23 protein-coding genes, 1 pseudogene and 1 riboswitch are annotated in these 24,787 nt (G+C 70.9%); of the genes and pseudogenes, 8 read left to right on the top strand and 16 right to left on the bottom strand.

The window, feature by feature from the left end:
• The first annotated feature begins 137 nt into the window (after positions 1-137).
• A complete protein-coding gene (locus OIC96_RS40135; RefSeq protein WP_330303122.1) occupies positions 138-2,003 on the top strand; it encodes an AAA family ATPase in 1,866 nt (621 codons plus the stop codon).
• A 259-nt stretch (positions 2,004-2,262) separates the two neighbouring features.
• Here the strand turns inward: OIC96_RS40135 and OIC96_RS40130 are convergent, their stop codons facing one another.
• The 9 genes from OIC96_RS40130 to OIC96_RS40090 form a co-directional block, all read right to left on the bottom strand.
• Entirely contained in the window at positions 2,263-3,351 is a 1,089-nt protein-coding gene (locus tag OIC96_RS40130; protein ID WP_330303123.1) for a hemolysin family protein, read from the bottom strand.
• On the bottom strand, positions 3,348-4,673 hold the full coding sequence (locus OIC96_RS40125) for a hemolysin family protein (RefSeq protein ID WP_330303124.1): 1,326 nt from the start codon (positions 4,671-4,673) through the stop codon (positions 3,348-3,350). The genes OIC96_RS40130 and OIC96_RS40125 overlap by 4 nt, the downstream gene beginning before the upstream one ends.
• Positions 4,674-4,872: 199 nt before the next feature.
• Positions 4,873-5,337 carry a PH domain-containing protein gene (locus tag OIC96_RS40120; RefSeq protein ID WP_330303125.1) on the bottom strand — a complete coding sequence of 155 codons (465 nt, stop codon included), beginning with the start codon at positions 5,335-5,337 and terminating at the stop codon, positions 4,873-4,875.
• 14 nt (positions 5,338-5,351) lie between these two features.
• Positions 5,352-6,212 carry an ATP phosphoribosyltransferase gene (gene hisG / locus OIC96_RS40115; protein ID WP_330303126.1) on the bottom strand — a complete coding sequence of 287 codons (861 nt, stop codon included), beginning with the start codon at positions 6,210-6,212 and terminating at the stop codon, positions 5,352-5,354.
• Between the two features lie 50 nt (positions 6,213-6,262).
• Positions 6,263-6,535: a phosphoribosyl-ATP diphosphatase gene (locus OIC96_RS40110; RefSeq protein ID WP_327427198.1), complete on the bottom strand. Its 273-nt coding sequence runs from the start codon at positions 6,533-6,535 to the stop codon at positions 6,263-6,265.
• Positions 6,536-6,569: 34 nt separating this feature from the next.
• A complete protein-coding gene (gene ribH / locus OIC96_RS40105) occupies positions 6,570-7,055 on the bottom strand; it encodes a 6,7-dimethyl-8-ribityllumazine synthase (RefSeq protein WP_330303127.1) in 486 nt (161 codons plus the stop codon).
• Positions 7,056-7,114: 59 nt separating this feature from the next.
• Positions 7,115-8,413, bottom strand: coding sequence for a bifunctional 3,4-dihydroxy-2-butanone-4-phosphate synthase/GTP cyclohydrolase II (locus OIC96_RS40100; RefSeq protein ID WP_330303128.1), 1,299 nt, complete (start codon positions 8,411-8,413; stop codon positions 7,115-7,117).
• Entirely contained in the window at positions 8,410-9,048 is a 639-nt protein-coding gene (locus tag OIC96_RS40095) for a nicotinamide mononucleotide transporter family protein (RefSeq protein WP_330303129.1), read from the bottom strand. The genes OIC96_RS40100 and OIC96_RS40095 overlap by 4 nt, the downstream gene beginning before the upstream one ends.
• A complete protein-coding gene (locus tag OIC96_RS40090; protein WP_327427202.1) occupies positions 9,045-9,659 on the bottom strand; it encodes a riboflavin synthase in 615 nt (204 codons plus the stop codon). Before OIC96_RS40090 ends, OIC96_RS40095 begins: the two co-directional genes overlap by 4 nt.
• A 152-nt stretch (positions 9,660-9,811) precedes the next feature.
• Positions 9,812-9,942, bottom strand: a riboswitch (FMN riboswitch).
• A 353-nt stretch (positions 9,943-10,295) separates the two neighbouring features.
• Here OIC96_RS40090 and OIC96_RS40085 point away from each other — a divergent pair.
• Both OIC96_RS40085 and OIC96_RS40080 read left to right on the top strand, forming a co-directional pair.
• Positions 10,296-11,186: an RNA polymerase sigma-70 factor gene (locus OIC96_RS40085; protein WP_330303130.1), complete on the top strand. Its 891-nt coding sequence runs from the start codon at positions 10,296-10,298 to the stop codon at positions 11,184-11,186.
• 126 nt (positions 11,187-11,312) lie between these two features.
• Positions 11,313-12,068 (top strand): SDR family oxidoreductase, encoded by a 756-nt coding sequence (locus tag OIC96_RS40080; protein ID WP_330303131.1) that lies wholly within the window; start codon positions 11,313-11,315, stop codon positions 12,066-12,068.
• A gap of 340 nt (positions 12,069-12,408) precedes the next feature.
• Here OIC96_RS40080 and OIC96_RS40075 read toward each other — a convergent pair whose 3' ends face one another.
• Positions 12,409-13,599: an ROK family transcriptional regulator gene (locus OIC96_RS40075; RefSeq protein ID WP_330303132.1), complete on the bottom strand. Its 1,191-nt coding sequence runs from the start codon at positions 13,597-13,599 to the stop codon at positions 12,409-12,411.
• Between the two features lie 122 nt (positions 13,600-13,721).
• Here OIC96_RS40075 and OIC96_RS40070 point away from each other — a divergent pair, with 122 nt between their 5' ends.
• Positions 13,722-14,933, top strand: a complete 1,212-nt coding sequence (locus tag OIC96_RS40070) for an MFS transporter (protein ID WP_330303133.1) — start codon at positions 13,722-13,724, stop codon at positions 14,931-14,933.
• Here the strand turns inward: OIC96_RS40070 and OIC96_RS40065 are convergent.
• Positions 14,893-15,351, bottom strand: coding sequence for an acyl-CoA thioesterase (locus tag OIC96_RS40065; RefSeq protein ID WP_330303134.1), 459 nt, complete (start codon positions 15,349-15,351; stop codon positions 14,893-14,895). The two genes, OIC96_RS40070 and OIC96_RS40065, sit on opposite strands and share 41 nt — an antisense overlap.
• A 118-nt stretch (positions 15,352-15,469) precedes the next feature.
• Positions 15,470-16,735 (bottom strand): alginate lyase family protein, encoded by a 1,266-nt coding sequence (locus OIC96_RS40060; protein ID WP_330303135.1) that lies wholly within the window; start codon positions 16,733-16,735, stop codon positions 15,470-15,472.
• A 133-nt stretch (positions 16,736-16,868) separates the two neighbouring features.
• Here OIC96_RS40060 and OIC96_RS40055 point away from each other — a divergent pair, with 133 nt between their 5' ends.
• Positions 16,869-18,263 carry a uracil-xanthine permease family protein gene (locus tag OIC96_RS40055; protein ID WP_330303136.1) on the top strand — a complete coding sequence of 465 codons (1,395 nt, stop codon included), beginning with the start codon at positions 16,869-16,871 and terminating at the stop codon, positions 18,261-18,263.
• Here OIC96_RS40055 and OIC96_RS40050 read toward each other — a convergent pair.
• Positions 18,245-19,360 (bottom strand): glycoside hydrolase family 6 protein, encoded by a 1,116-nt coding sequence (locus OIC96_RS40050; protein WP_330310016.1) that lies wholly within the window; start codon positions 19,358-19,360, stop codon positions 18,245-18,247. The two genes, OIC96_RS40055 and OIC96_RS40050, sit on opposite strands and share 19 nt — an antisense overlap.
• A 173-nt stretch (positions 19,361-19,533) precedes the next feature.
• Here OIC96_RS40050 and OIC96_RS40045 point away from each other — a divergent pair, with 173 nt between their 5' ends.
• Both OIC96_RS40045 and OIC96_RS40040 read left to right on the top strand, forming a co-directional pair.
• Complete coding sequence (locus OIC96_RS40045) at positions 19,534-20,217, top strand: DUF5995 family protein (RefSeq protein WP_330303137.1); 684 nt, start codon at positions 19,534-19,536, stop codon at positions 20,215-20,217.
• A gap of 89 nt (positions 20,218-20,306) precedes the next feature.
• On the top strand, positions 20,307-21,236 hold the full coding sequence (locus OIC96_RS40040; RefSeq protein ID WP_330303138.1) for an LLM class F420-dependent oxidoreductase: 930 nt from the start codon (positions 20,307-20,309) through the stop codon (positions 21,234-21,236).
• A gap of 17 nt (positions 21,237-21,253) precedes the next feature.
• Here the strand turns inward: OIC96_RS40040 and OIC96_RS40035 are convergent, their stop codons facing one another.
• Both OIC96_RS40035 and OIC96_RS40030 read right to left on the bottom strand, forming a co-directional pair.
• Positions 21,254-22,963, bottom strand: a complete 1,710-nt coding sequence (locus OIC96_RS40035) for a flavin monoamine oxidase family protein (protein WP_330303139.1) — start codon at positions 22,961-22,963, stop codon at positions 21,254-21,256.
• 59 nt (positions 22,964-23,022) lie between these two features.
• Positions 23,023-23,811, bottom strand: coding sequence for a carbon-nitrogen hydrolase family protein (locus OIC96_RS40030; protein ID WP_330303140.1), 789 nt, complete (start codon positions 23,809-23,811; stop codon positions 23,023-23,025).
• A 299-nt stretch (positions 23,812-24,110) separates the two neighbouring features.
• Here OIC96_RS40030 and OIC96_RS40025 point away from each other — a divergent pair.
• Positions 24,111-24,353 (top strand): annotated as a pseudogene (locus OIC96_RS40025) (hypothetical protein); the annotation flags it as partial.
• Positions 24,354-24,399: 46 nt separating this feature from the next.
• On the opposite strand, the gene OIC96_RS40020 reads toward OIC96_RS40025, so the two are convergent.
• The gene (locus OIC96_RS40020) at positions 24,400-24,780 is read right to left on the bottom strand and encodes a DUF742 domain-containing protein (RefSeq protein ID WP_330303141.1); all 381 of its coding nucleotides are present in this window, start codon (positions 24,778-24,780) and stop codon (positions 24,400-24,402) included.
• Between the last annotated feature and the right edge of the window lie 7 nt (positions 24,781-24,787).

Here is a 24,787-nt window from a genome sequence, read left to right as displayed (position 1 = left end):
ACGATGCCTCTCGGTGCGACCTTCGGACGGCTGCTCTGCGCACCGATGCAACTCCCGTCCGCGGCACAGTGGTTAGGCTGCCGACGGGCACCGGCCCGTTCGGAGAACCATCGGGGGCACGGTTTGTGGGGGACGTGATGGACTTCGGCACGCAGGGCCCCGAGGCCCCGGCCGACCTCGCCTGGATGCGAGGCGTGGACGCCTACACGATGGGCGCCTATCCGCAGGCGGAGGAGGAGTTCCGCACCGCGGTCCGGATGGACCCGGGCATGGCGGACGGCTGGCTCGGACTGCACGCGCTGCGGGTGGACACGACGACCGCGCTGCTGCGGATGTTCCGGCACCGGGACCGTTTCGGGGAGCAGCGCACCCGTCATCGGCGCACCCTCAACTCCTGGTACTGGCTGGGCTGGTGGGTGCAGCCGGTGCTGGAGAGCCCGCGCGATCTGCTGCTCGCGCACGCCTCGCACTGGCTCGACGGACGCCATGTCCCGGAGCTGGACCGGGCGTTGGCCGGTCTGCCCCCCGTCGACACGGACCCCCAGGTGCGGTTCCTGCACGCGTGCCGCGCCTATCTGGTCAAGGACTGGGAGCAGTTGGTCCGGCACACCGATCCGCTGATCGACGATCCCATGCTGGGCATAGAGGCCGGCCTCTTCGGCGGGATGGCCCGGGTCCGCCTGGAGATGTTCGGCCAGGCCGAGCCCCTCCTCTCCTCCGCCCTGATGCGCTGCCGCAGCGAGCAGCCGCAGCGCAAGGAGCTGCGGTACTGGCTGGCGCGGGCGCACGAGGGCACGGGGCGGTCCGCCGCCGCGCTGCCCCTGTACCGGGCGGTGCACCGGGTCGACCCCTCCTTCATGGACACCTCGGCGCGGCTCGCGGCCATCTCCGAGGGCGACGGGTACGACGATGCCGCCGCCGACCTGGCGGCGATCACGCTCGCCGGAGTCGGGCAGGACGTGATGGAGGGCCCGGACGGCGTGGATCCGCTGTTCGGCGGCGAGGGACGGGACCTGAAGCTCTCGGAGCCCGACTTCGCGCCACCGGGGGCGCTGCCTCCCGAGACCGACGCGGTGCGCGAGAAGGCCGTGATCCCGGTGCAGCCGCTGCCCGCGGGGCCGACCGACCCCGCGTTACTCGAAGACGCGCTCAACGAGCTGGAGCGCATGGTGGGCCTGGAGCCCGTGAAGCGCCAAGTCAAGGCGCTGTCGGCGCAGTTGAACATGGCGAGACTGCGCGCCGGGCAGGGCCTCCCGGTCCAGCCACCCAAGCGGCACTTCGTCTTCTCCGGCCCCTCCGGCACCGGCAAGACCACCGTGGCCCGCATTCTCGGCCGGGTCTTCTACGCGCTCGGGCTGCTCGGCGGCGACCACCTGGTGGAGGCCCAGCGGGCCGACCTGGTCGGCGAGTACCTCGGCCAGACGGCCGTGAAGGCCAACGAGTTGATCGACTCGGCGATCGGTGGAGTCCTGTTCGTGGACGAGGCGTACTCCCTGTCCAACTCCGGGTACGGCAAGGGCGACGCGTACGGCGACGAGGCCCTGCAAGTCCTGCTGAAGCGGGCCGAGGACAACCGGGACCACCTCGTCGTCATCCTCGCCGGCTACCCGGAGGGCATGGACCGCCTGCTCGCCGCCAACCCCGGCCTCTCCTCCCGCTTCACCACCCGCGTCGACTTCCCCTCCTACCGCCCCCTCGAACTCACCTCCATCGGCGAGGTGCTGGCCGCCGAGAACGGTGACATCTGGGACGAGGAGGCGTTGGACGAGCTGCGCTCGATTGCCGGGCACGTCGTCGACCAGGGCTGGATCGACGAGCTCGGCAACGGGCGCTTTCTGCGCACCCTGTACGAGAAGAGCTGCGCGTACCGGGATCTGCGGCTCTCGGGCTATCCGGGCACCCTGTCGCGCGACGACCTGTCCACGCTTCGGCTGCCGGATCTCATGCAGGCGTACGGGGAGGTTCTGTCGGGCCGGGGGCCACAGGATCCGTCGGCGATGTGACGACGGATTTCGCCCCCGCCGCCCCTACCCGTCCCATCCCTGGGGGCTGCGCCCCCAGACCCCCCTAAAAGATTGCGCAGTTCCCCGCGCCCCTTTTAGGGGCGCGGGGAACTGCGCGAACGGCCCCCACCAGCCCGCAGACGACAAAACAGGGCGGGCGGGGATCGCGGGGCGAAGCCCCGCGCCTTTAGGGGCGCGGGGAACTGCGCGAGCAACCCCACCCACCCGCACCCGACACACAACCCACGGGGCCGGCGGGTCAGCTTGCCAGGGCCTCCTCCGGGGCCTCGCTGGGGCGTGGGTCCGAGACGCGTACGGCTGGAGCCTGGCGGTGGGCCGGGTCACGTACCTCGCCGACCAGCAGCTCCAGTACGTCCTCCAGGGCCACAAGACCCAGCACCTTGCCGGACGCGTCGGCGACCTGCGCGAGATGCGTCGCCGCACGGCGCATCACCGTGAGGGCGTCGTCCAGCGGGAGTTCGGAGCGCAGGGTCGTCATCGGGCGCCAGATCTGCTGGGGTACCGCCCGCTCGGACTCCTCCAGGTCGAGCACGTCCTTCACATGCAGGTAGCAGCTCATGAAGGCGCCGTTCTCGGCGACCACCGGGAAGCGGGAGTACCCGGTGCGCGCGGTGAGCGCGACGATCTGGCCCGGGGTGACCGAGGGGCCCACGGTCACCAGGGAGTCGCGGTCCAGGAGGACGTCGGTGACCGGGCGGGAACCCAGCTCCAGGGCGTCTTCGAGGCGCTCCTGCTCCTCGGGGTCGAGGAGGCCCGCCTGACCGGAGTCCTCGACGAGACGGTTGAGCTGTTCGCTCGTGAAGACCGCCTCGACCTCGTCCTTGGGCTCCACACCGAAGAGCTTCAGGATGAGCCGCGCGCACGCGCCGAGGGCCGCCGTGACCGGCCGGCACAGCCGCGCGAAGGCGACCAGGCCGGGGCTGAGCCACAGCGCCGTCTTCTCGGGCGCGGCCATCGCCAGGTTCTTCGGCACCATCTCGCCGATGACGAGGTGGAAGAAGACGACGAGGGCCAGCGCGATGACGTATCCGAGCGGGTGGATCAACCCCTCGGGCAGACGGACCGCCTCGAAGACCGGCTCCAGCAGATGGGCGACGGTCGGCTCGGCAACCGCGCCGAGCGTCAACGAGCAGACGGTGATGCCGAACTGGGCCGCGGCCATCATCTGCGGCAGCCGCTCCAGGCCGTACAGGACCTGTCGGGCCCGCGCGGTCCCCAGCGGTTCGATCTGGCTACGCCGCACGGAGACGAGCGCAAACTCGGCGCCGACGAAGAAGCCGTTGGCGAGCACCAGCAGCGCGGCGAACAGGAGTTGGAGCACGCTCATCGCACGGCCTCCGCAAGGGGCGCGGTCCGCACCAGGCGGACGCGTTCGGCGCGGTAGTGCCCGACCTGGCGCACCGACAGACGCCAGCCGGGCAGTTCGGCCCTGTCGCCGGGGGCGGGGATCCGGCCGAGCAGATCGGCGACGAGGCCGGCGACGGTCTCGTACGGACCTTCGGGCACGTCCAGGCCTATGCGCTGCAGGATGTCGACCCGGCAGCTGCCGTCGGCGTCCCAGGCGGGCCGGCCGTCCTCGGGCGGGGCGGCGGCGAGTTCGGGCAGGTCCTGCCCGTCGTGCTCGTCGCGGACCTCGCCGACCAGCTCCTCGACGATGTCCTCCAGGGTGACCACGCCCGCCGTACCGCCGTACTCGTCGACGACGACGGCGATCGGCTGCTCGCTGCGCAGCTGTTCCAGCAGCGGCTGCACGGGCAGCGTCTCCGGGACGAGCAGGGGGGCCTGGGCGATCCGGCCGACCGGGGTACGCAGCCGGTCGTGCGAGGGGATCGCGAGGGCGTCCTTGAGGTGCACCATGCCGACGATCTCGTCGATCCGCTCCCGGTAGACGGGGAAGCGGGACAGGCCGGTGGCGCGGGTGAGGTTGACGACGTCCTCGGCGGTCGCGGAGGACTGGAGGGCGCTGACCTTCACGCGCGGGGTCATGACGTGCTGCGCGGTCAGGCCGGCGAGCGAGATGGTCCGTACGAAGAGATCCGCGGTGTCCTGCTCCAGGGCGCCGGCCTGCGCGGAGTGCCGGGCCAGGGAGACGAGTTCGCCGGGGGTGCGGGCGGAGGCCAGCTCCTCGGCGGGCTCGACGCCCAGGGCGCGTACGAGCCGGTTGGCGACCGCGTTGAGCGCGGCGATCACCGGACGGAACAGGCGGGAGAAGACATGCTGCGGGCCCGCGACGAAGCGGGCGACCTGCAGGGGCTTGGACACCGCCCAGTTCTTGGGCACGAGTTCGCCGACGACCATTTGCACGGCCGCGGCGAGCAGCATGCCGACCACCACGGCGACGCCGGACACGGCGCCCGCGGGCAGCCCGATCGCGGCGAAGGGTCCGTGCAGCAGCTCGGCGAGCGCCGGTTCGGCGAGCATGCCGACGACGAGCGAGGTGATGGTGATGCCGAGCTGGGTGCCGGAGAGCTGGAAGGACAGCTCCTTGAGTGATTCGACGACCGTACGGGCCCGTCGGTCGCCGTCGGCCGCGGCCTTCTCGGCGTCGGGGCGCTCGACCGTGACCAGGCCGAACTCCGCCGCGACGAAGAAGCCGTTGGCCAGAATCAGCAGAAACGCCGCTCCAAGGAGCAGCAGGGGGATGGTCATGCCGCCGCCTCGATATGTCGGGAGGGGGCGGCGCAGGTACTACAGGACGATCCGTCCATCGCTGGAGGGAGTCACTCCTCGGATAGCAGGGGGCCTCTGAACGCCGGGCGGCACATCAGAGGCGGAGGCGCAACGAAAACGCCTCCGCCAACAGATTAATCAAGACATGGGCCCGCAGGGCAGGGTGGAAGGCTGAGAGTCAGCCCTGATGTTGCTCGGGGTCGCGGATGGACCGGGCCTCGGCGAGGGCACGCAGGGCGCGGGCGTCCTCGATCGCGCGCTGCTTGGCGATGCCCGGCTGGATGCCGAGCGCGGGCAGGCTGGTGCCGTCACTGAGGTTGAGGAACACCCAGGGGTCGCCGGGGCGGAGGTTGACCTGGACGATTTCCGCCCAGTCCAGGCGCCTCTTGCTGGCGATGTTGACGACGGTGACACCGCTCTCGTCGGCGACCACCTTGGGCCGGGAGAGCAGCAGGAGTACCGCGAAGAGCAGCGCCGCCGTGAAGACGAAGCTGACGCGCTCCCCCGGGCTGAGCTGCTCCAGGAGCATCGCGACCGTCGTGATGACCACGAAGATCGCCGCACCGGCGGTGAGCAGGACGGCCCGGGTGCGGGACGGCCGGAACGTGACGGGAAGGGCAGGAGTCTGGTGGGAGTCCGACATGGCTCTCGGTCCCGTCAGAGCCGGCAGGCGTGGATGGCCGTGGTCAGGATGGCCCGCGCGCCGAGCGCGTACAGGTCGTCCATGATCCGCTGGGCCTCCTTGGCGGGGACCATGGCGCGCACGGCGACCCAGCCCTCGTTGTGCAGCGGCGAGATGGTCGGCGACTCCAGGCCGGGCGTGAGGGCGACGGCCTTCTCCAGGTGCTCGGCACGGCAGTCGTAGTCCATCATCACGTACGTCCGGGCCACCAGGACGCCCTGGAGTCGGCGCAGGAACTGCTGCACCTTGGGCTCGGCGTCCGCGTCCGAAGTGTCGGCTCCGACACGGCGGATGACGACGGCCTCGGACTTCATGATCGGGTCGCCGAAGACCTCCAGGCCCGCGTTGCGCAGCGAGGTGCCGGTCTCGACGACGTCGGCGATGACCTCGGCGACACCCAGCTCGATGGCGGTCTCGACCGCGCCGTCGAGGTGGACGACGGAGGCGTCGATGCCGTGGTCGGCGAGGTGCCCCGCGACGATGCCCTCGTACGAGGTGGCGACCGTCATGCCCGCGAGGTCCTCGACGCCCTTGGCGGTGCCGGGCTTGGTGGCGAAGCGGAAGGTCGAGCGGGCGAAGCCGAGCGGGAGGATCTCCTCCGCCTTGGCGCCCGAGTCGATGAGCAGGTCACGGCCGGTGATGCCGATGTCGAGACGGCCGGAGGAGACGTAGATCGCGATGTCGCGGGGGCGGAGGTAGAAGAACTCGACCTCGTTCTCCGGGTCGACGATCCGCAGTTCCTTGGACTCGCGGCGCTGCTGGTAGCCGGCCTCATGCAGCATCTCCGCCGCAGGGCCTGACAGGGAACCCTTGTTGGGGACGGCGATGCGCAGCATGAGGTCGGCTTCCTTTGCGTGAAGGGGATGTGTCTGCGGAACAGGGGGATTTACAGGTGGGCGTACACGTCGTCGAGGGAGATGCCGCGCGCGACCATCATCACCTGGACGTGGTAGAGCAGCTGCGAGATCTCCTCGGCGGCGGCGTCCTTGCCCTCGTACTCGGCGGCCATCCAGACCTCGGCGGCCTCTTCGACGACCTTCTTGCCGATGGCATGGACGCCCTTGCCGACCAGCTCGGCGGTGCGCGAAGTGGCGGGGTCGCCGTTGGCGGCCTTCTGCTGGAGCTCGGTGAACAGCTCCTCGAACGTCTTCTTGGACATGATGCCGCCCACCCTACGCGCTACCGCCCCTGCCTCAGCGCCAGGGTTCAGATACTGAGCGCAGCGTGGCCGCGGTCGCCACGGCGGCGGTCACCGCCTCGTGTCCCTTGTCCTCGTTGGAGCCCTCGATGCCCGCGCGGTCGAGGGCCTGCTCCTCGGTGTCGCAGGTCAGCACGCCGAAGCCGACGGGGACACCGGTGTCGATGGAGACCTGGGTGAGGCCGTTGGTGACGCCCTGGCACACGTACTCGAAGTGCGGGGTGCCGCCGCGGATGACGACGCCGAGCGCGACGATCGCGTCGTAGCCGCGGCCCGCGAGGACCTTGGCGACGACCGGGAGCTCGAAGCTGCCCGGGACCCTGAGCAGGGTCGGCTCGTCGATTCCCAGCTCGTGCAGGGCGCGCAGTGCGCCGTCGACGAGGCCGTCCATCACCTTTTCGTGCCACTGTGCCGCGATGACCGCGACGCGCAGGTCGCCGCAGTTGCGTACGGACAGTTCAGGTGCACCCTTGCCGCTCACGTCTCTCCTCAGTGCCGCTTGCTGTGTTGCCGATAGTGCCGTTTGTTGTGGATTGTCTGTTACTGGTTGCCGCAGGCGGACACGGTGGTCGTGTCCAGCCAGGGCAGGTCGTGACCCATCCGGTCCCGCTTGGTGCGCAGATAGCGGAGGTTGTGCTCGCCTGCCTGTACGGGCATCGGCTCCCGGCCGGTGACCTTGAGGCCGTGCCGGACGAGCGCGTCGGTCTTGTCGGGGTTGTTGGTCATCAGGCGCAGGCTGTGCACGCCGAGGTCCTCCAGGATCTGCGCGCTGGCGCCGTAGTCCCGGGCGTCGGCGGGCAGGCCGAGTTCCAGGTTGGCGTCGAGCGTGTCGCGGCCGCGCTCCTGGAGCTCGTACGCCCGCAGCTTGGAGAGCAGCCCGATGCCGCGTCCCTCGTGGCCGCGCAGGTAGACGACGATGCCGCGGCCCTCGGTCTGGATGCGCTCCATGGACGTCTGGAGCTGGGGGCCGCAGTCGCAGCGCAGCGAGTGGAAGATGTCGCCGGTGAGGCATTCGGAGTGGACGCGGACGAGGACGTCCTCGCCGTCGCCGATCTCGCCGTGCACGAGGGCGACGTGCTCGACGCCGTCGACGATGGAGCGGTAGCCGTACGCCGTGAACTCACCGAAGGCGGTGGGCAGCTGGGTCTTCGCCTCGCGCCGGACCGTGGGTTCGGCGGTACGGCGGTAGGCGATCAGGTCCTCGATGGAGATGATCGTGAGGCCGTGCTTGCGGGCGAAGGGGATCAGCTCGGGCAGCCGGAGCATGCGGCCGTCCTCGCCCGCGATCTCGACGATCGCGCCGGCCGGGCGCAGACCCGCGAGGCGGGCGAGGTCGACGGCGGCCTCGGTGTGGCCGTTGCGGACCAGGACGCCGCCGGACTTGGCGCGCAGCGGGAAGATGTGGCCGGGGCGGACGAAGTCGTCGGCCTGGGCGGTGCCGTCGGCGAGGAGCTGAAGCGTGGTGGCACGGTCGGACGCCGAGATGCCGGTGGTCACACCGTGAGCGGCGGACGCGTCCACCGACACCGTGAACGCGGTTTTCATCGACTCGGTGTTGTCGTCGACCATCTGCGGGAGCCGGAGCCGGTCCAGCTCGTCGCCCTCCATGGGCGCGCAGATCAGCCCGCGGCACTCGCTCATCATGAAGGCGACGATCTCGGGGGTCGCCTTCTCGGCGGCGATGACGAGGTCGCCCTCGTTCTCCCGGTCCTCGTCGTCGACGACCACAACCGGACGGCCCGCCGCGATGTCGGCGATGGCCTGCTCGACCGGATCGAGCGCGAAGTCCGAGGCATCAAGATCGTGCCCGGTGCTGTACCAAACCGGCGCCGTAGTCATGCCGGGGCTCCTTCCAGGACGGGCTGCCCGGCCTTGCGGGAGCGCAGCCACCAGTCGCGCATGCCCCACAGGACGAGCGCGCCGTACAGGACGTAGACGAAACCGGAGAAGGCGAAGCCGTTGGCGAAGTTGAGAGGCACGCCCACCAGGTCGACCAGCAGCCAGGCGAACCAGAACTCGACCATGCCGCGCGCCTGGGCGTACATCGCGACGATGGTGCCGACGAAGATGTACGCGTCCGGCCAGGGGTCCCAGGAGAGGGACGGGTACGCGAAGAACAGACCGGCGACCGCGACGGTGCCGACGGCCGCGGCACCGGCCATCACGGCACGCTCACGCCAGCTGGCGAACCGCACCGCGATGGAGCCGTCCTGGCCCTTTCCGCGGTTCCACTGCCACCAGCCGTACACCGCGACGACCATGACGACGACCTGCTTGCCGGCGCTGCCGGAGAGGTGGGCGGTCGCGAACGCCGCGAAGAGGATGACGCCGGAGAGGAACTGGACGGGCCAGCTCCATATGGAGCGGCGCCAGCCGAGCGCGAGGGCGATCAGACCGATCACGTTGCCGAGCATGTCCGACCACTTGATGTGCTGGTCGAGGAGCGTGAAGGCCTCGGAGTTGAGCCAGTTCACTTGCCGGCCCCCTCGGCGGTGGCGCGGTCGCCGAGCAGTCGCTCGACGTACTTGGCGATGACGTCGACTTCGAGGTTGACCGGGTCGCCGGGCTGCTTGAGGCCGAGCGTGGTCAGGTCGAGGGTGGTGGGGATGAGGCTGACGGTGAAGTAGTCAGGGCCCGCGTCGACCACCGTCAGGCTGATGCCGTCGACGGTGATGGAGCCCTTCTCGACCACGTAGCGGGAGAGGTCCGCGGGGAGCGAGATCTTCACGATCTCCCAGTTCTCGGACGGCTTGCGCTCGATGACCGTGCCCGTGCCGTCGACGTGTCCCTGCACGATGTGCCCGCCGAGGCGCTCGCCCACGGCCATGGGGCGTTCGAGGTTGACGCGGGAGCCGACGGTCAGGGCGCCGAGGCTGGAGCGGTCCAGGGTCTCCGCCATGACGTCGGCGGTGAACTCGTCGCCCTCGTGTTCGACGACCGTGAGACAGACTCCGTTGACGGCGATGGAGTCGCCGTGCTGCGCGCCCTGCGTGACGACGGGGCCACGCAGCCGGAAACGCGAGGCGTCGTCGAGAATCTCGACGGCGGTGACCTCACCCAGCTCTTCGACGATTCCGGTGAACACTTCCCGGGTCCTCCTGCCTCATAGGGCACGGACTCCGGGGCCTGTCGATGACGACAGAATGAGCGGACAGCGACACCGGGAGCGACGCCGAAAGGAGACTCGTCCCACAGGACAAGTCACAACAAACGGCAGCGCGCACGAATGCCCGCCCGCCGCGCACTGCCTCCCATCCGGACTTTAACCGTCGGTCCAGGAATTTCACCTGGTCAACCGGCCGCTGGAAGCGGCCGGGTCGCGGACTGTAACCGCCGGTTCGGAATTTCACCGACCCCGGAGTGCGCTGCTTCTGGTACAGGGCCAGTGTGCCACGCCTGATCGACGCCCATGCGGGCGAACGCCTGTGGGCTGGCTCACAGGCCATACGGATGGACTTCTGCGGCGACGCGCGAGTGGCCAACTTCCTTCCCGCCACACACCCTTGAGACTGGTCCATACCTATTGACGCTCTGGTCTAGTCCATTTAAAGTCGGCGATCACCGCGATCTTCACGATCACCGCTTCGTCGACATCACCACTTCATCGAACCGGTTTGTCGACACCCCGACTTGTCGCCACCCCCCGATCGGCCCGGCGGCGGTGACGGAGGCCCTTGCCCCGCCGCCGGGTCTCCAACCCGGTCTCTGCCAGGGTGGGAGCGTGACAACGAGCCTCGCCGACGACTTCGAGACCCATCGCCCGCGGCTGTTCGGGCTGGCCTACCGCATGCTCGGTTCCGCCGCGGACGCGGAGGACACCGTGCAGGACGCGTATCTGCGCTTCAGCGGCGCCGACCACGCGGCGGTCGAGCGGCCCGGCGCCTGGCTCGCCAAGGTCGTCACCAATCTCTGTCTCAACCGGCTGGCCTCGGCCCGCGCGCGGCGCGAACAGTACGCCGGGCCGTGGCTGCCCGAGCCGGTGATCACCTCGGACGGCACGCTCGGCCCCCTGGAGTCGGCAGAGCAGCGCGACGCGGTGTCCCTGGCCCTGTTGGTCCTCCTGGAGCGGCTCACCCCGACCGAACGCGCGGTGTACGTCCTTCGGGAGGCCTTCGCGTACGGCCATCGGGAGATCGCCGGCGTACTGGAGCTGAGCGAGGCCAACTGCCGTCAGCTGTACCGGCGGGCGGTGCAGCGGGTCGCCGCGCCGGAGGCCCGCTTCGTGGCCGCGCCCGAGCAACAGGCCGGGCTCGTCGAGTCGTTCCTCACGGCGGCCCGCGAGGGCGATCTGGCCGGTCTGGAGAGCCTGTTCTCGGCGGAGGTGACCTGGTGGTCCGACGGCGGCGGCAAGGTCTCCGCGGCACGGCGGCCGATCGAGGGGCGCGAGAAGGTTCTGCGGTTCCTGGCGGGCCTCCTGGGCCGGCACGTGTCGGGCGACGTCGACTTCGCGGTGGCGGAGGTCAACGGACACGCCGCGCTGGTCGCCCGGGCCGACGACCGGCTGCTGAGCGTCGTGACGTTCGAGTTCCACGAGGGCGTGTGCACGGAGGTGCGGGCGGTGGTGAATCCCGACAAGCTGGAGTTCGCGGGCCGCCAGCTGGCACGGGTGTAGGGCTTGGTCCACCGAGCACGACCACGTCAACACCCGGCGTTGTCACATTTTCCACGGCTGTCCGGTCTCAGCTGACGGAGGGCGCTCCACCCGGGAGCCGTCCGACGTCCGAAAGGGCTGAACAGCATGACCACGATCCTGGTGACCGGCGGTACCGGAACCCTGGGCCGGCTCGTCGTCGAGCGGCTGAGGGCGGACGGGCACGAGGTGCGGGTGCTCAGCCGGCACACTCAGCCGTACGCCGTCGATCTGCGCGAGGGCGGTGCCGGGCTGGACGCCGCGGTCGAGGGTGTGGATGCGATCGTCCACTGCGCGACGTCGCCGCGCGGGGGCGACGAGCAGGCCACCGCGCATCTGATCGCGGCCGCGCGCCGGGCCGGTGTCCCGCACCTGGTCTACATCTCCATCGTCGGCGTCGATGTGGTGCCGCTCGGCTACTACAAGGCCAAGCTCGCCGTGGAGAAGCTGATCGAGGAGTCGGGGCTCGGCTGGACGATCCTGCGCACCACCCAGTTCCACGATCTCGTGGTCCAGCTGCTCGCGGCCCTCACCAAGCTGCCGGTCCTGCTGGTCCCCGCGGGTGTCAGCGACCAGCCGATCGAGGTCGCCGAGGTCGCCGGCCGGCTGGCCGAGCTGGCGGTCGGCGGTCCCGCGGGGCGCGTCGAGGACATGGGCGGGCCGGAGGTCCGTACGTTTCCCTCGCTGGCCGGTGCCTATCTGCGTGCCACGGGCAAGCGGCGCCCGCTCGCCGGGCTGCGCCTTGCGGGGAAGGCGTATCGGGCGTTCCGGGACGGGGGGCACCTGACGCCGCGGCGTGCGGTGGGGAAGGGCACGTTCGAGGATTACCTGGCGGGCCGGTTCGGGAGCGAGTCGAAGCGGTGACGCGGGGGGTCCTGGGGGCTGCACCCCCAGGACCCCCTAAAAGATTGCGCAGTTCCCCGCGCCCCTTAAAGGGGTGGTTCGTCGGCTGCGGGGCGGTGGGGGCTGGTCGCGCAGTTCCCCGCGCCCCTAAAAGACAAAAGCACCCGAGGTGGGCCGGGGATCGCGGGGCGAAGCCCCGCGCCTTCAGGGGCGCGGGGAACTGCGCGAACAACCCCCACCGCCCCGCAGCCAACAAACAACCGCCACCCACCCAAGGGGCGCGGGGAACTGCGCGACCAGCCCCCACCCACCCGCACCCGACACGCAACCCAACGGGGTCAAAGGGGCAGAGCCCCTGGGGCTACCGGGCCGGTGGTGGCGCGAACAGTTCGTCCTGGGCGCCGTCGCGGGCGGTCAGCAGGGCGCCGCGCAACACCGCACCACCGCCCAACACGCTCGCCCGCACCAACGTCGGCAACGGCGACATCCGCACCAGCCGCTCCTCGACCCGCGCGGCGAGCACGTCACCCCCCGCCCGCCCGACCTCACCCCCGAGGACCACACACCCGGGATCCAGCACGGCGATCACGGACGCGGCCCCGATGGCGAGACGGTCGGCGAGGGCGTCGAGGAAGCCGGCGGAGTCCGGGTCGCCGGGGGTGGCCACCGCCCGCCTCACCAGCGCCGCCGCATACGGTTCGTGCGGAGTGGGATCCGCCACGACCCCGTACCGCTCCGCCAGCGCGGCCACAGCCGCCGCCCCGGCCAAGGAGTGGAATCCGCCCTCGCAGTCCGTCGCCGAGGGAAGCGCCGAGGTACCGGGCACAGGGAGGAAGCCGATCTCACCGGTGCCGCCGGAGGCACCGCGACGGAGCCGCCCGTCGAGCATCACCGCGGCACCGGTGCCATGGCCCAGCCACAGCAGCACGAACGTGTCGCGGTCGCGCGCGGCGCCGTCGCGCTGTTCGGCCAGAGCGGCGAGGTTCGTCTCGTTCTCGACCAGGACGCGGGCGGGCAGGCGCTCCTGGAGGGCGGCTACCAGCCGGCGGTGCCACTCGGGAAGGCCGGAGGAGTCGCGGAGTTCGCCGGTCGCCGGGTCGATGAGGCCGGGCGCCCCGATGCCGACCGTGTGCAGGCGCTCCGCCCCCGCCTCCTTGGCCGCGCGTTCCACCAGCGTGACCGCCTGCTCGACGGCGGGCCCCGTGCCGATGTCGTCCGCGATGGGCACCGACGCCCGCGCGAGCTCCGCGCCCAGGAGGTCGGAGACGACTACGGAGACGCCCTCGGTGCGGACGTCGAGGGCGGCGAGATGGGCTTGGTCGGCGACGATCCCGTACACACGGGCGTTCGGGCCACGGCGCTGCTCCCCTGACTCCCCGACGATCGAGATCAGTCCGGCGGCCGTCAGCCGTTCGACCAGGTCGGCGACGGTGGGCCGGGACAGTCCGGTGAGCTGCTTCAACTGCCCTGCCGTCAAGGGGCCTTCCTGCTGCAGCAGCCGCAGGGCTAGCCGGTCGTTGATGGCCCGGGCGGTGCTCGGTGATGCGGGCATGCCGGGATCCTCCCAGATCAGCTGCCGTCCCTGGACGGCCGGTATATCGCCTATCTATCAGGCAGGGTTCCTGATAGTTTACGGCGGCAGCACGGGGAGCGGAGCCGGGAGGGGCGGAGAAAATGAGTGACGTGGTCTACGACCTGGGCGAGGTGAAGCGCGCCCGGTACGCCGTCGCCGCCGTGTTCGCGGTGCACGGCGCCGTGACGGGCTCGTTCGCGACCCGCGTCCCCTGGATCCAGGACCACGCCTCGGTCGGGGCGGGGCAGCTGGGCTTCGCGCTCGCCTTCACGGCGTTCGGGGCCTCCTGCTCGATGCCGCTGGCGGGACGGATCACCCATCGCTTCGGGTCCCGGGCGGCGCTGCGCGGGCTGATCGCCCTGTGGACGATGGCCCTGGTCCTCCCGTCGCTGGCGCCGAACCTCCTCACCCTCTGTCTGGCGATGTTCACCTACGGCGCCACGGCGGGGATGGCCGATGTCGCCATGAACGCGCTGGGTGTCGAGATCGAGCGGCTCCTCGACAAGTCGATCATCTCCGGGCTGCACGGCATGTGGAGCGCGGGCGCCCTGATCGGCTCGGCCGCGGGCACGCTCGCCGCGCACCTGGGCTCCGACGCGCGTCTGCACCACGCGCTGGCGGCGGCGGTCCTCACGCTCCTCGGCGTGACCGCCTGCCGCTGGGTGCTCGATCTCCAGCCCGCCGAGGACGAGGAGCCGCCGCCGAGGTTCGCGCTGCCGCCCAAGTCCGCCCTGCTCATCGGCGCGGTCGGCTTCTGCGCGGTGTTCGCGGAGGGCGCGAGCCTGGACTGGTCGGCGGTCTATCTGCGGGACCAGCTGGATACCTCGGCCGGTCTCGCGGCGGCGTCGACGACCGGTTTCATGCTGACCATGGCGATCGCCCGGCTGGTGGGCGACGCGGTGGTGAACCGCTTCGGCGCGGTGCGCACCGTACGGGCGGGCGGCGCGCTGGCCGTGGTCGGCGGACTGCTGATCGTCGTCGCGGACGACGCGGCGGTGGCGATGGGCGGCTTCGCGCTGCTCGGCCTCGGTATCGCGGTCGTCGTCCCGCTCTGCTTCGCGGCGGCCGGGCGCAGTGGCCCCAACCCCAGCCAGGCCATCGCGGGCGTCGCCACCATCACGTACACCTCGGGTCTGATCGCGCCGAGTCTGATCGGCACGGTGGCGCAGGCGACGAGTCTGGTGGTGTCGTTCGGGCTGGTCACGGTGCTGGCGGGCGGGCTCGCCGCGCTCGCGGGCGTGCTGCGCGCGGGCGACCGTGACCGTCCGAAGGTCAGCCCTGCGAGCGCAGCAGTTCCTGACCCAAGGCCCTGAACCGGTCGCTCCACGGCGTCGGGCGCAGCGTCCCGGCGTCGAGCCGGACGAGGACCCTGGTGCCGTGCGCGTACGTCACCGCGCCATCGGCCGAGCAGAAGCGGAAGCCGTAGGTCAGTCCGGTGTTCCCGAGCCGGTCCAGCCAGAGGTGGACGGCGTACGCGCCCGGCCGGTTCACCGGAGCGTCGTAGCTGATCCGGAGCTCCTTGACGGCGTTGCAGAAGTCGCCCGCCGCCTCCCAGTCGCCCGCGAAGCCGAAGCCGCGCTCGCTCCAGAGGGCCGTCCAGGCGCGCTCGACCATCACCGGATAGCGGGCGTTGTGCAGCAGCCCGAGTGCGTCCAGGTCGTCGAAGTGGACGGTGACGGGGAGGAGCTGCCCGTACGAGAGGGCGGGGGCGACGGGGGCTTCGGCGGTCACGGGCGGGGCTCCTGAGACGTACGGGATGCGAGCCGATCTGGCTGACACGATCGGCTGGACGTGGCTGAATACGACACCTCATCCTAAGCAAACGCTCAGAAGCCCCGGTCGGGAGGGCTCAGCCCGCGATCGAGTCCAGCTGCTCCGCCGCAGGGCGCAGAGCCCACAGGTCACCGCCGGGTGGCGTTTCGAGCTTCGGCACGGCGGCCTGCGCGGCCCGGTCCCCCGCGTCGGCGGCCGCGTGCACGATGTCGCTCGCCGCGAACCGGTGGAACTCCAGCTCCGGGTGGGCCCACGGCTCGGCACCCGTCGCCGCGGGCAGCAGATAGTCGACCGCCTTGAACAGGCTCTGGCCGTCCAGTCCTTCGTACGACCAGAGGTTCACGCCGACGTGCCGGCCGATGGCCGCGAGCCGGGTGTAGGCGACCAGGTCGAAGGTCGAGTAGTGCCAGCTGCGGGTGCGGGCCAGCTCCTGGGGCTGGCTGCCGTCGGCGGCGATCTGCGGGTCGATCCGCAGGGCGCGTGCGTCGAGGACGGTCCGGCGGGCGAGGTCCCGGTCGCCGGTCGCGTACGCCAGCGCGGCGAGCTGCATGTCGTAGAAGGTGCCGTGGTTGTTCTTGGCGGCGCCCTCCTCCTTGCCGAACGCGCTGTTCGCCAGCCAGTCGCGGAAGTCGGTGTTCCAGGCGCGCATCGCGGTGCGGTCGCCCTTGGACCAGCCGGGGGCGCCCGTGTCCAGGATCGCGATGGCGTCCAGGACGCTGGTGTAGGACTGCGAGAAGTCGATGATGCCGATCGCCCGGCCGTCGTACTTGCAGGGGATGAACTGCCCGTGGTTCAGGTTCGGGTTCATCCGGGTGTCCGGGGCGAGGAACCAGGTGTGCAGGACGGTGGCGGCCTTCTCGGCGTACTGCTTCTTGCCGGTGTAGTACCAGGCGAGCGAGAGGTCGTATGTCGAGTCGAAGACCTTCTCGACGTCCTGGCGGTCGGTGCCGGTGTCGACCTCGGGATTGCGCTGGCCGTCGCGCTGGACGTAGGGGCAACCCCAGGGGTTGTCGGCGGTCTTGGGCTGCGAGGGCCACCAGTACGGCGCCTGGCTGAGGTAGTCGTGGACGTCTCCGCCGGGGGCGGGCTTCGGCTTGTCGACGACCGTCCAGGGGCCCTGGTCAAGCCAGTTGTCGGCGCGGGCCGTCAAGTCCTTCAGGGCGCGGCCGAGTTGGGGGTCACCGTGGTCCAGGCGTATCCGGGTCTGCTGGAGCCGGCTGCCGTCGAGGACGGCGGTCTTGGGGACCTGCGGAGCCGCGTGCGCCGCGGCGGAGGGAACGGCGACGGTCGCCAAGGTGGCCACGACCGCCAGCAGGATGCTCAGACGGGGTCTTGCACTCATAGAGCACTCCGATCAGCAACGAGATCAAGGATGTGAACGCAGTTCATGAGTAGGACCGTGCGAGCGTAGGACCGCCGGTTAGCCGTGACAATGGTCCGGACAGATTCACGTACAGAGAAAGCGAAGCCTCACCATGGACCTCGGCGTGCGCTGGAAACTGCACGGCGACGGGCGGACGCCCGCCCCCGGAGCGGTCGTCCGCCCCGATGAACGCCTCACTTGGCCCCGCACCTTCGGGCTCGGGGCCCAGCACGTGGTGGCCATGTTCGGGGCGTCCTTCGTCGCGCCCGTGCTCATGGGCCTGGACCCGAACCTCGCGATCATGATGTCCGGCGTCGCGACGGTCATCTTCCTGCTCGCGACGCGCGGCCGTGTGCCCAGCTACCTCGGCTGCTCGCTGTCCTTCGTGGGCGTCGCCGCCGTGATCCGCGCGCAGGGCGGCACCAGCGCGACCGTGACCGGCGCGGTGTTCGTCGTGGGCATCGCCCTGTTCCTGGTGGGACTCGCGGTGCGGCGCTTCGGGGCACGGATCATCCATGCCACGATGCCGCCGATCGTGACCGGCGCGGTCGTCATGCTGATCGGCTTCAATCTCGCGCCGGTGACCGCGTCCACGTACTGGCCGCAGGACCAGTGGACCGCGCTGCTCACCATGCTCTTCACCGGTCTGGCCGTCGTCTGCCTGCGCGGTTTCTGGTCACGGATCGCGATCTTCCTGGGGCTGCTCTTCGGGTACGGGATCTCCTGGGCCTTCGACCGGATCTTCGGCATGATCCACTCGGTGGACGCCGGCGGCAAGGTCACCGACCACTGGCGGCTCGACCTCTCCGGCGTCGGCAAGGCGGACTGGATCGGGCTGCCGTCCTTCCACGGCCCCACCTTCCAGTGGTCGGCGATCCTCGTCGCGCTGCCGGTCGTGATCGCGCTGGTCGCCGAGAACGCCGGTCACGTCAAGGCCGTCGGCGAGATGACCGGCGACCGGCTGGACGACAAGCTGGGCACCGCGATCTCCGCGGACGGCGTCGCCTCGATGCTCTCCACCGCGGTCGGCGGCCCGCCCAACACCACGTACTCCGAGAACATCGGCGTGATGGCCGCGACCCGCGTCTACTCGACCGCCGCCTACTGGGCCGCCGCGGGCTTCGCCCTCCTCTTCGGCCTCTGCCCCAAGTTCGGGGCGATCGTGGCGGCGATCCCGGGCGGCGTCCTCGGCGGCATCACCGTCATCCTGTACGGCATGATCGGCCTGCTCGGCGCCCAGATCTGGCTCAACGCCAGGGTCGACCTGCGCAACCCGCTGAACCTGGTGCCGGCCGCCGCGGGCATCATCATCGGCGTCGGCGGCGTCACGCTGAAGTTCACGGACAACTTCTCCCTGAACGGCATCGCGCTTGGCACCCTCGTCGTGATCACCGGCTACCACGCGCTGCGGGCGATGGCTCCGGCCCACCTCAAGACGCAGGAGCCGCTGCTGGACGAGGGCACCTCCTCGTACGACGAGGCCGAGGATCAGCGCGCCAGCTCGTAGGCGTACTCCGCCGAGAAGGTCCCCGGCGTGCCCTTGCACCCGTCGGACTCCCCCGGCAGCTTCACCCAGAGATAGGCGTCGATCCTGGCCTCCCCGGTGTTCAGGGTCGGCGCCTGTCCGATCTTGCGGCCCGCCGGATCGCACCACTCGCCGTCGGCCGGGGCGCCGTTGCCGTTCCGGCTGGTGTCGATGACGGCGCCCAGGCTCGCGGGGCCGCCGAGCGCGGACAGCACGTGTCGGGCGTACGGGATCTCGTCGCTCGTACGGTGGAAATTGGACACGTTGGTGAAGATGCCGTCGGAGGAGGCGGGTGAGGCGGCGCCCGCCTGGTCGAGCAGCGAGGCCTGTTTGTCGACGGGGTTCCAGTCGGAGTGGCCGGCGTCGTAGTAGACGCGGGCCTTGCGGTTCGCGGCCTTGAAGACGCGGCCCGCGCGGGCCAGCGAGGCGAACCGGTCGGCCTGCCGGCCCTCGGTGAGGCAGTCGGACTGGGCGATCGAGTCGGGCTCCAGGATGACGATGACCTCGCCGGAGCCGAGACCCGCCGCGAACTTGTCGATCCAGCCGTCGTACGCGGCGAGGTCGGGCGCCCCGCCCTCCGAGGCGCCGCCGCAGTCCCGCTGCGGGATGGCGTACGGCACGACGACCGGGACCCGGCCCTGCGCGGCGGCGGCCGAGGTGACCGCCCTGACCCGCGCGGTGATGGTGGCCGGTGTGAAGTCCGCGAACCAGACGGCGGCCGGGCGGTCGGCTATCCGGGACTCGATGACGTCGCGACGCGAGTCGCCGGGATGGGCCGCGACCCAGTCGAGGACCTGGGAGTCGGGGTGGCGGTAGAGCAGGGCGGGTGCGGCCACGGTCACCGGCTTCTTCTTGCTCGGGGAGGGCTTCGGGGCCGGCTTCGGCGACGGGGATGCGGAGGAGGCCGGGGACGGCGAGGCCGGCGTGCGCGACGGCGTCGGTACGGCAGGCAGCGGCTGGAGGCTCGGCGAGCGGGTGACCAGCGGTTTGGCGTCGTCGGAGGGGCGGTTGCCGTCGAGCGCGGACATCATCCCCGTGGCGCTGCCGACCGCGACCACGACCGAGGCCGCCGCAACCATGGCGCCGCGCCGGGCGGCCCGCCTGCGCTCGGCCCTGCGCGCGGCCAGCCGCTGGGCACGTAAGCCTGACACGTACTGCTCCCCCCACTTCCGCCACGCACGTGTTCCCCCGTTCTGGGGAAGCGTCCGGCCCGGCGGCACTCCGGCCAGCCTAGGACTGGGACGCTGCCCCCATGGCGCAGTTGGCACAGTTCAGCAATCCCGTAAGCGCGGTGGACACCGTCGTCTCCCGTATGCGCACCCTGGAGGCGGTCCTGCCCGAGCGGGACGGGGTCGCGGTCTTCAACCGTGTCTACCTCGCCGTCACCGAGGAGGTCGACCGGCGCCTGGACGCCGGGGAGTTCGCGGATCCCGGGGCCGCGATCACGCTGGACGTGCGGTTCGCGGAGCGCTATCTGACGGTGGCCGAGGAGGGCTGGGCGCCCGCCTGCTGGCGGCCCGTGCTCCAGTTCCGGCGCCATCCCGGGGTACGTCCGCTGCAGTTCGCGCTCGCGGGCATCAACGCGCACATCGGGCACGATCTGGCGCTGGCCGTCGTGGACACCTGTCGTACGCTCGGCTGCGAACCGGCCGATCTGGAGGACGAGTTCGACCGCGTGGGCGACCTCCTCGTCTCGCTGGAGGAACGCGTCCGCGAAGATCTGATGCCGGGTCCCGACCTGCTCCAGATCGCCGATCCGCTCACCCATCTGCTCGGCTCGTGGAGCCTGGAGCGGGCACGCGACGCCACCTGGTCGGCCGCGCGGGCCCTGTGGGCGCTGCGCGGACTCCCCGACCTGGCCGAGGAGTTCGCGCACCGCCTCGACGCGGCGGTGGGCTTCGCCGGCCGGATGCTGCTCACTCCGCTGCCGGACTGATCCGGCCACACCACCGCGTATGGGCGCGAAACGCGACGGGATGAGCGATACGTTGCCGATCGATACGCCTGTTGCAAAGGAGCACGACCATGGCCACTCGGCTCGGGCTGAGTCTTCCGCAGACGCACCAGTACGACATCGGACGCGACGTGCCGGACGTGGCGCGCGCGGCCGAGGAGATCGGCTTCGAGAGCCTGTGGGTGTTCGAGCGCGCCCTGTTCCCGGAGCCCGCGACACAGGGGCTGTACGGCATGCCGGGAGTGCCCTGGCCCTCGGCGTACCGCGGCCTCGCCGAACCACTGGTGACGCTGACCCTGGCCGCCTCGGCCACGCGGCGGGCGCGGCTCGGCACGAGTGTCCTGGTCGCCCCGCTGCACGGCCCGTTCCAGCTGGCCAGGGCCCTCGGCACGTTGGACGCGGCCAGCGGTGGCCGGGTCGTGGCGGGCCTCGGCACGGGCTGGTCGCTCGACGAGTACGCGGCCGCGGGAGTGGCCCCGTTCGAGGAGCGCGGCAAGGTTCTGGACGAGGTCCTCGACGTGTGCCGCGCGGTGTGGGGCCCCGACCCGGTGCACTACGAGGGCCGCCTGACCAAGATCGCGTCGGCCGTGGTCGCCCCCAAGCCCGCCCGGCCGATCCCGGTCCTGCTGCCCGCGTTCAGCAAGAAGTCGCTGTCCCGGCTCATCGCGCGCGGCGACGGCTGGATGCCGGTGGCCATGGGGGCCGAGCAGCTCGCCACCCAGTGGCAGGGGGTGCGGGACCTCGCGGCCGAGCGGGGGCGGACGGAGCCGATCGAGTCGGTGGCGCGGATCAACCTCCGGTACACGGCCAAGTCGTACGACGGCGCGGACCGCGCCCCCTTCCAGGGCAATATCGACCAGATCGTGACGGACCTCGCGGCCCACGCCGAGGTCGGCCTCGACGAGTACTTCCTCGACTTCGGCGACGCCCCGCGGGATGCCGGGGAGCTCAAGGACCTCGCCGCCGAGGTGTACTCGGCGGCGCGGGCGGCCGGGGTCTGACCCGGCCTCGTGAGAACTCAGTCCTCCGGCAGCTCGACGGGCGCGATCTCGTCGTAGACGTCGCCGGGCCCGGGGTTGGTCGAGTCGGTCGCCCCGCCCAGCTGGTGCATGACGCCCCAGACCGCGTTCAGCGCGGTCTGCACGGCGCCCTCGGCCCAGCCGGCCGTCCAGGAGATGTCGTCACCGGCGAGGAAGATGCCCCGCTTGTCCTCGGGCAGCGCGTCCTGCATGAAGTGCGTGAACAGGCGGCGCTGGTAGCGGTAGTGGCCCGGCAGGTTGGCCTTGAACGCGCCCATGAAGTAGGGCTCGTTCTCCCAGGACACGGTCACCGGGTTGCCGATGATGTGCTTCCTGATGTCGACCTTCGGGTAGATCTCGCCGAGCGACTTCAGCATGACCTCCATCCGCTCGTTCGCGGACAGCGGCAGCCACTTCAGGCTGTCGTCGCACCACGTGTACGAGAGGCAGATGACGGCCGGCTTGTCCGGACCCTCGTCAAGGAGGTAGGTGCCGCGCGTCATGCGGTCAGTGAGCGTCATCGACATGACGTCCCGGCCGGTCGGATTTCCCCTGTCGTCGACGGCCTTGTCGAGCCAGAACGGCCGGTCGACAGGCACGAAGAGCTTCGAGGACTCCATGTAGTGGGTCCGCTCGATCGCGGTCCAGTGGTCGATCGGGAAGAGCGAGTCGTCGCAGGCGATCTTCGACAGCAGCATCCAGGACTGGGCGGTGAAGATGGCCGACTTGAAGGTGCGGATGTCGCCGTTCGCGTCGGTGACGGTGATCTGGTTGCCCGCGGTGCGGTGCAGCCGGGTCACGGCCGGGCGCGGGGTGCCGTCGTGCAGCGTCGACAGCGAGGTGCCGTACGCCCAGTGGACGATCTTCTCCGGCTCGCGCTCCCACAGGCGCAGCGGCAGCTGCTGGGAGCCGCCGACGATGCCGCGGTGGTGGTCGTCGGCCTCGGTGTAGACGACGCGCAGGATCTCCAGGATGGAGTTCGGGAAGTCGGTGTCCCAGCCGCCCGTGCCGAAGCCGACCTGGCCGAAGATCTCGCGGTGCCGGAAGGACTTGAAGGACTCCGAGTCGCAGAGGAAGCCGTAGAAGGTCTGGTTGTCGAGCTTCTCGACGAGCTTCGCCCAGATCTCACGGATGCGCGGGACGTCGCGCTCGCGCATGGCCTGGTTCATGTCGGAGAAGTCGGCGCCGTCTTCGAGACAGGCGTTCCAGGCGTTCATCACGTCGCGGTAGACCTGCGGCAGGTCGTCGACGGTGGTCGCGTAGTGCGACTCGCCCTTGAGGTCGACGACCGTCGAGGGCGTGGACTCGGCGAGGGGGTTGGGGAACGCCTTGGTCTCCAGGCCCACCAGGTCGATGTAGTGCTGGAGGGCCGTGGAGGACGGCGGGAAGCGCATGGCGCCCATCTCGGCGGTGAGCGACGGGTCGCATCCCTCGAAGCCCACGGTCCGCAGCCGTCCGCCGATCTCGTCGGCCTCGTAGACGACGGGCTTGAGGCCCATCTTCATCAGCTCGTACGCGGCCACGATGCCGGACAGGCCGCCGCCGATGACCGCGACCTCGGTGCCGTGCTCGGTCGCGGGTATCTGGCCGAGGCCCGCGGGGTGCGCGAGGAAGTCGTCGTACGCGTACGGGAAGTCCGGGCCGAACATGGTGATCGGCGGCTGCTGCACGTCGGCGTGCTGGACGGCGTTGGGCACGGTGGACGTCATGGGGTACGGACTCCTTGCACGGAAGCTTGTGAGGGGAAGCGCTGGGGGGCGGCCGAGGTTCAGATGAGCGACCCGTAGAGGCCGGGGCGGCGGTCCTTCAGATACGGGTTCGCCTCGCGCGAGGCCGCGAGGAAGACGGGGTCGGCGTCGGCGAAGACGAGCTCCTCGCCGCGTCCGGCCCGGGCACGGGCGACCCCGTCGGGCCCGGCCAGCGTGGACAGTCCGACGAACTCGAACTCCCCCTCCGGACCGACCCGGTTGACGTACGCGACGTACATCTGGTTCTCGAAGGCGCGCACCGGGACGACAGACTCGGCGACGAACTGGAACGGATGCATCTGCGCGGTCGGGACGACGAGGAGGTCGGTGCCGGCGAGGGCGTGCGCGCGGACGTTCTCCGGGAACTCGACGTCGTAGCAGATCATGAGGCCGACGCGGAGGCCGTTCAGCTCCGCCTGTACGACGGGCTGCTCGCCGGGCGTGAAGTGGTCGCGCTCGAAGCAGCCGAAGAGGTGGGTCTTGCGGTAGTTCGCGAGACGGGTGCCGTCGGCGGAGATCAGCTGCGCGGAGTTGAAGACCCGCTCGCCGTCGCGCTCGGGGTAGCCGTAGGCGACGGCCACGCCGTGCCGGGTGGCGATCTCGGCGATCGCGTCGGCGGAGTCGCCGTCGGCGGGCTCCGCGAGGCGGGCGATGTCGTCGCCGATCGCGTACCCGGTGAGGAACATCTCCGGCGCCGCCACCAGCCCTGCGCCGGCGGCGGCGGCACGGCCCGCGGTCTCGTCGAGAACCTTGAGGTTCTCGACGACCGAGCCGGGGCGGCCGGAGCTCTGGAGCAGGGCTGTGCGCATGCGTGATCCTCACCGGTACGGAGGGGTTTGGGGAGCCAGATAGACGGTACGGGTGGGGGGCTCGGCCGGACAAGGAGGAGCCGTTGCGCGCCGGTGAACGAATCGTTGCGTACGACCCGGGCTCCGCGGCGATTCGTTGCGCACCCTCAGGCGTAGCCCGGATCCCCCTTGAGGCGCAGGTCACAGGCGTGGCCCCCGCCGGACGGCGGAGGGGCGGTGAGGTCCGCGGCACGATGTGCCCGCCGGGCGTCGGCGGAACAGTGGCGCTGTCCGTTTCACCTGCAGAAAGGACCGTCACGATCCGCCTCAACTGTCGTACGAAGGTCATCGCGCTCGGCGCCGCCGTGCTCCTCTTGGCCGGGGCAGCCGGAACCGCCGCCGCGTCCGGCACCGGGCATCAGGGGAAGCGGGAGGCCGCCGCGCTCACCGGCACCGCCACGCTGTACCGGTCGGCGGGCGACGACATCACCTTCTCCTTCGACGCGCACCTCGCGGCCGAGGACAACGACAATCCGCTGAAGGCCACGGGCACCTTCGCGTTCCAGCTCTCACGGCTCGGGTCCCGGTCTCACGGCTCGCGTCCGCTTCTCACAGCTCGCGCAGCCGCTCCACGATCTCGCGCAGCAGCTCCGGGTCGGCCGTCGGCGCACCCGGCTCCGTCCGCCGCGGTGCGTCGATGCGCACCAGACCGGCTTCGGCGAGGTCGCCGAGCAGCACACGTACGACGGTCAGGGGCAGGTCGGCGTCCGCGGCGAGCTCGACGACCGGCCGGGGTCCGCGGCGCACCAGGTCGAGCAGGGCGGCGCCGGCGTGGTCGACGCCCGGCTGCCCCTCATCCGTCTCCACGGCTGTGACCTGCGACATCAGATCGATCGTGTGCCGGTCCGAGGGCCGGGTCCGGCCCCGTGTCACGGTGTAGGGCCGCACCATCGAACCGGTCTCGTCCTCGTACCAGTGGTCGTCGGTCACGGCCGGA

Source organism: Streptomyces sp. NBC_00775 (assembly GCF_036347135.1).
Lineage (GTDB): Bacteria > Actinomycetota > Actinomycetes > Streptomycetales > Streptomycetaceae > Streptomyces > Streptomyces lutosisoli.
The sequence above is the reverse complement of the archived record's forward strand: the minus strand, read 5'-3'. Positions and strand labels throughout refer to the sequence as shown.

Coding starts and splice junctions, on each gene's coding strand:
- OIC96_RS40080 (WP_330303131.1), top strand. CDS start 11,313: ATGACCACGATCCTGGTGACCGGCGGTACCGGAACCCTGGGCCGGCTC.
- OIC96_RS40100 (WP_330303128.1), bottom strand. CDS start 8,413: ATGACTACGGCGCCGGTTTGGTACAGCACCGGGCACGATCTTGATGCC.
- OIC96_RS40045 (WP_330303137.1), top strand. CDS start 19,534: ATGGCGCAGTTGGCACAGTTCAGCAATCCCGTAAGCGCGGTGGACACC.
- OIC96_RS40110 (WP_327427198.1), bottom strand. CDS start 6,535: ATGTCCAAGAAGACGTTCGAGGAGCTGTTCACCGAGCTCCAGCAGAAG.
- OIC96_RS40070 (WP_330303133.1), top strand. CDS start 13,722: ATGAGTGACGTGGTCTACGACCTGGGCGAGGTGAAGCGCGCCCGGTAC.
- OIC96_RS40135 (WP_330303122.1), top strand. CDS start 138: ATGGACTTCGGCACGCAGGGCCCCGAGGCCCCGGCCGACCTCGCCTGG.
- OIC96_RS40120 (WP_330303125.1), bottom strand. CDS start 5,337: ATGTCGGACTCCCACCAGACTCCTGCCCTTCCCGTCACGTTCCGGCCG.
- OIC96_RS40060 (WP_330303135.1), bottom strand. CDS start 16,735: ATGAGTGCAAGACCCCGTCTGAGCATCCTGCTGGCGGTCGTGGCCACC.
- OIC96_RS40075 (WP_330303132.1), bottom strand. CDS start 13,599: ATGCCCGCATCACCGAGCACCGCCCGGGCCATCAACGACCGGCTAGCC.
- OIC96_RS40125 (WP_330303124.1), bottom strand. CDS start 4,673: ATGACCATCCCCCTGCTGCTCCTTGGAGCGGCGTTTCTGCTGATTCTG.
- OIC96_RS40050 (WP_330310016.1), bottom strand. CDS start 19,360: ATGGTTGCGGCGGCCTCGGTCGTGGTCGCGGTCGGCAGCGCCACGGGG.
- OIC96_RS40040 (WP_330303138.1), top strand. CDS start 20,307: ATGGCCACTCGGCTCGGGCTGAGTCTTCCGCAGACGCACCAGTACGAC.
- OIC96_RS40055 (WP_330303136.1), top strand. CDS start 16,869: ATGGACCTCGGCGTGCGCTGGAAACTGCACGGCGACGGGCGGACGCCC.
- OIC96_RS40030 (WP_330303140.1), bottom strand. CDS start 23,811: ATGCGCACAGCCCTGCTCCAGAGCTCCGGCCGCCCCGGCTCGGTCGTC.
- hisG (WP_330303126.1), bottom strand. CDS start 6,212: ATGCTGCGCATCGCCGTCCCCAACAAGGGTTCCCTGTCAGGCCCTGCG.
- OIC96_RS40035 (WP_330303139.1), bottom strand. CDS start 22,963: ATGACGTCCACCGTGCCCAACGCCGTCCAGCACGCCGACGTGCAGCAG.
- OIC96_RS40130 (WP_330303123.1), bottom strand. CDS start 3,351: ATGAGCGTGCTCCAACTCCTGTTCGCCGCGCTGCTGGTGCTCGCCAAC.